Annotated in this window: 4 protein-coding genes; 1 reads left to right on the top strand and 3 read right to left on the bottom strand. The window is 35.8% G+C overall.

Features of this window, described 5'->3' with window-relative positions; translation table 11 throughout:
- The coding region (locus ACJMLZ_RS05145) for an MATE family efflux transporter (protein WP_405304287.1) at positions 1-532 on the bottom strand (532 nt) is incomplete at its 3' end.
- A gap of 92 nt (positions 533-624) precedes the next feature.
- On the opposite strand from ACJMLZ_RS05145, the gene ACJMLZ_RS05140 reads away from it, so the two are divergent.
- Positions 625-2,076, top strand: a complete 1,452-nt coding sequence (locus ACJMLZ_RS05140) for a sodium-dependent transporter (protein WP_405304286.1) — start codon at positions 625-627, stop codon at positions 2,074-2,076.
- Positions 2,077-2,097: 21 nt separating this feature from the next.
- Here the strand turns inward: ACJMLZ_RS05140 and ACJMLZ_RS05135 are convergent, their stop codons facing one another.
- Together ACJMLZ_RS05135 and ACJMLZ_RS05130 are read right to left on the bottom strand one after the other, a co-directional pair.
- A complete protein-coding gene (locus ACJMLZ_RS05135; RefSeq protein ID WP_405304285.1) occupies positions 2,098-4,518 on the bottom strand; it encodes a heavy metal translocating P-type ATPase in 2,421 nt (806 codons plus the stop codon).
- A gap of 18 nt (positions 4,519-4,536) precedes the next feature.
- Positions 4,537-4,911: an ArsR/SmtB family transcription factor gene (locus tag ACJMLZ_RS05130; protein ID WP_405304284.1), complete on the bottom strand. Its 375-nt coding sequence runs from the start codon at positions 4,909-4,911 to the stop codon at positions 4,537-4,539.
- Between the last annotated feature and the right edge of the window lie 71 nt (positions 4,912-4,982).

Genomic DNA, 4,982 nt, shown 5'->3' with positions numbered 1-4,982 from the left:
TGGCTGATGCAATCATGGCATACATGGGCCTAGTAGAATCTCCTTCACCCCTGTAAACTCCATACAACGCATTTGAAAGGATTATGAATATCGAACCCAAAACAATAATGTTTCCATAATCTGTTGCATAAGCGATTGTTTGGCCAACACCCATCGCATTTAAGATTGGTATGAGCAAAACCCAAAGGATAACTGTTATGATAATCGATACTGCAACATCTATTAAAATTGAATGAACTGACGCATTATCCGCTTTTGGCTTGTTCTCCTCACCGATATACTTTGATATTGCAAAGGCAGCACCCGCCCCCAAACCGTTTCCAAAACCGACCAGAATCATGAATATCGGTGTGAAAAATCCGACACCTGCAAGTGCATCAGCACCCAAACCCGATACCCATGCCGCATCAATAAGATTGTATAAGCTAGAAATAAGAAGTGAGATAATCAATGGTATAGACATCTTTAAAAGAGCATGCTTAGGATTTCCAAGCATTACATCTACACTGTTTGAATTATCACTATCTTTCATAAATAATTATTAAAATTTATTCAAATATAAAGTTAATTAACCCCTAATATAATCAACTTTATTAATAGAATTTAATATAGATATTATGAGGATTGAATATGGTGGAAAATGCACGTTGGGATAGTTCCCTATCATTTATTTTAGCAATGATTGGCGCTTCAGTTGGATTAGGCAATATATGGCGCTTCAGTTATGTACTTTATTCAAATGGCGGAGGAAGCTTTTTTATCCCTTACCTGATTGCAATAGCCATCATGGGAATTCCATTTCTGATTTTGGAATATGGCATCGGATTCAGTTTTAAAGACTCGTTTACAAATATATTTAAAAAAATTAATCCGAAATTTGAATTTATATCATGGATAATCATACTAATCATTTTCACGATTGGAGTCTATTATGTGGTCATTATAGGATGGGATTTGGCATATCTATTTTCCAGCTTCACGTTTTCATGGGGAAATGACCCTGCATTGTACTTTACAAAAACCATTGGCGGAAGTTCAAATTTATCCAACCCTATTTCATTTTTAATTCCTACTACTCTATGTGTAGTATTTGTTTGGTTTTTAGCCTGGCTAATTTCACATAAAAACTTAAATGAGGGAATTGCAAAATTCTCAAAAATAGCAATTCCTCTGCTTTTTGTGATGATGGCCGGCATTATTATCTATGCCTTAACGCTTCAGGGAGCATATATCGGCATTGAAACACTAATCAAACCTGACTGGAATATGCTTTTAAACATTAATGTATGGCTTGCGGCATTCTCCCAAATTTTATTTTCATTAAGCATGGGACAGGCCATTGTAGTGACACTAGCCAGCTACCTTCCTGAAGATTCCAAACTGATAGATAATGTATTCATCGTGGTCATATCAAATTCCCTATTTGAGATATTTACCGCATTTGGCGTTTTTTCAATTTTAGGATATATGTCATTTAACTCAGGAATTCCTATGATTCAGATAATTAGTGAAGGAACTGGATTAATATTTGTTGTTTTCCCAAATATATTTAATATAATGGGTCCTATAGGACATATTTTAGCACCATTATTCTTTTTAGTTATTTTCTTTGCTGGAATGACCTCCATTATTGGAATGATGGAGCCCGTGATAAATTCAGTATTGCACAAGTTTAAAATGTCCCGTAAAAAATCAGTGACAATAGTCTGTGCCATAGCATGTATGTTCTCATTAATATTTACAATCAACATCGGCAGTTACCTTGTCGGCATTGTTGATGAATTTGCAAATACTTTTGGCATTTTGCTATTTGTTGCAATTCAATGCATAATCTTTGGATGGATTTATGATATCAAATCACTCATACCAGTTCTAAATGAAAATTCAAGAATCAAAGTAGGCAAAACATGGGTTATCATCATTAAATATGTATTGCCGATTTTTATCATCATCATGTGGCTAATGGGAGTTTCCAACCTTCTATTGAATCCTGAATTAATTAATTTAATCGTATATTCAATCATAACCGTCCTTATTCTAACAGCAAGTGGAATCCTATATAAGATTAAATCATGAATGTTTTAAAAAAAAGAAAAATTAGAATAGCGGATCTTTTACCATTCCAATTCTAAATGAGTTTAGTATAACCAATAAAGTCAAACCCAAATCTCCAAAACCAACAGACATCATTAATGTGATAATGCCTAACACAGCAAGCACTACACACAATAGCTTTACTGCAATTGCTACAGTAATATTCTCCTTAATGATTCTCATTGTCTTATGGCTTAAGGCAAACAAATATGGCAGTTTTGAAATATCATCCTGCATCAATGCCACATCTGCTGTCTCAATGGCTACATCAGACCCCGCAGCACCCATGGCGATACCGATATTTGCACGCGCCAGTGCCGGAGCATCGTTGATTCCATCTCCAACCATGGCAACATCACCAAACTTGTTTCTTATTGTATCCAGGATGTTTAACTTGTCTTCAGGAAGCAGATTGGAATAGACATGATCGATTCCAATTTCATCTGCAACGCTTTTTGCCGCAATCTTATTGTCTCCAGTAAGCATTACGGTACGTACGCCTTGATTTTTCAAGTCATTGATAACTTCTACTGCGTTATCTCTGATTTTATCTGACACGGTTATAATACCCAAAACCTTTTCGGAGTTTCCGACAAAAATCAATGTTTTGCCTTCACTGGAGTACCTGTTAATTTCATCTCTAGAGATGTCAAAGCTGGATCCTTCAATTAAAGATTCATTTGCAGCATAGAACTGCTCACCGTTAATGTTGGCAACGATTCCTTTACCCGGAACATTTTTAAATTCTTCAATGGCATCAAAAATTATATTGTTTTCATCTGCATAATTAACGATTGCCTGAGCAATCGGGTGGGAAGACTGGAACTCCAGGGAAGCTGCAATTTTAACAATATCCTCTTTAGATAAATTATCATCAAGAACTTCAACATCACTTAATTTAAGCTTTCCTTCAGTTAAGGTACCTGTCTTGTCAAAGATTACCGCTTTGACATTACGCATCTCTTCAACATAGGTACTGCCCTTAATGATGACTCCATTTCTGGTAGCTGAAGTAATGGCGGAAACCATACCCACAGGTGTTGAAATCAAGAATGCACATGGACATGAAATTACCAGAAGTGAAAGAGCCTTATAAACCCAATCTGTTAGGTTTTGACCGAATAACAATGGCGGTATGAAAGCTACAATAGCTGCTGCAACCATCATGATAGGAGTATAATATTTGGCCACCTTTTCAACTAAAGATTCTGTTTCAGACCTGTTGAGCTGAGACCTTTTAACCAAAGTTACAATTTTTGAGATTACTGAATCCTTAGCGGCAGTAGTTACCCTTATTTCCAGATATCCATCTTCATTGACAGTTCCAGAAAATACATCATCACCGACTTCCTTTAAAACAGGGACACTTTCACCAGTAATTGATGCTTGGTTAATTGAAGAGGAACCTAAGATGACTTCACCATCCAAAGGAACTTTGTCACCTGGTTTTACAATGACAATGTCCCCAATCTCCACTTCATCTACATTCCTAATCTCTTCTTTATCCCCCACTTTAACTCTCGCAGTATCTGGAGCAATTTCAACCAATGATTTAATTGAGCGTTTAGCTCTATGCTCTGCATAGTCTTCTAAAAATTCCGCAATATAATAGAGGAAAGTTACTGCAGCACCCTCTTCTGGATGCCCAATAATAAATGAAGCAACACAAGCGATACACATTAACATTGCAGGACCGATAGTGTGTCTATTTACTAATGATTTATAAGCCAAAACGGCTATTTCATAACCTGCAATTACCGCACCAAGTATATATGTAATTGTCACAATTGTTGGGCTAAATGACAGCCATTCAAAAACATGTCCTAAAACAAAGAGCATTCCGCTTGCAACGATGATTTGGATAGGCCTATTTGCTATTAACGGTTTTCCTTCAGCCAATAATTCTCCATCGCCATGTCCATGGTCGTGTCCATGGTCATCGTCATCATCAGCACAATCAGGACAACCACAAAGGCTAAATTCAATGTCTTCATCATCATGGTCGTGATCATGGCAACCACAATCATCATCAGTACAGACATCTTCCTTATGAGAATGATCATGCTCATGATGATGCTCATGCTCATGATGGTCATGATGCTCGTGACTATGGTCGTGATCATGCTCATGATGATGCTCATGCCCGTGATGGTCATGATTGTGGTCATGCTCATCATCTGCACAATCAGGACAGCCACAAAGACTTATATCAACATCTTCATCGTAATCGATTTCTTCTCTGTGGTCGTATACGCTTAAATCAGTCTTTTCTTGAAAATCTCTTAGTAACTGTTTATCATAATGATTAGAATCTTCACAGTGAACTTCTTCACATTCAGGATCAAAACAGATGTAATTGTAATGTTCAGGATTGCGGCAATTTTCATCACTGCAATCCGCATCATAGCATCTATTTTCAGCCATATTATCACCAATTAAAAATTATTCTAATATATGTTCTAAACCTACTTTGTAAATCATCTCAATATGGAGGTCTGTTAGAGAATATCTGGCCATTTTACCTTCTTTTTGGTATTTAACAATATTATTCGCACGCAATATCCTTAACTGATTTGACACAGTTGTTTGATTTAATTCAAGTGCCTCACAAATGTCACATACACATAAATCTTCAACAGAAAGTAGGGAAATAATTTTTAATCTTGTCGGATTTCCAAATATTTTAAAAAATTCTGATAAATCAGAGTATTCCTCTTGTGAAGGCATTTTCTCCTTTACACGTTGAACGGCATCTTCATGAGAGTTGAATACTTCACATATATCATCGTTTTTATTTTCAAGATTATTATTTTCCATATTCATCACATATATTATATATTAACATATTATGATATGTTTATGTATTTAAATGTTTTCATATCATGATA

The organism is Methanobrevibacter sp. (assembly GCF_045126245.1).
Classification (GTDB): domain Archaea; phylum Methanobacteriota; class Methanobacteria; order Methanobacteriales; family Methanobacteriaceae; genus Methanocatella.
The sequence above is the reverse complement of the archived record's forward strand: the minus strand, read 5'-3'. Positions and strand labels throughout refer to the sequence as shown.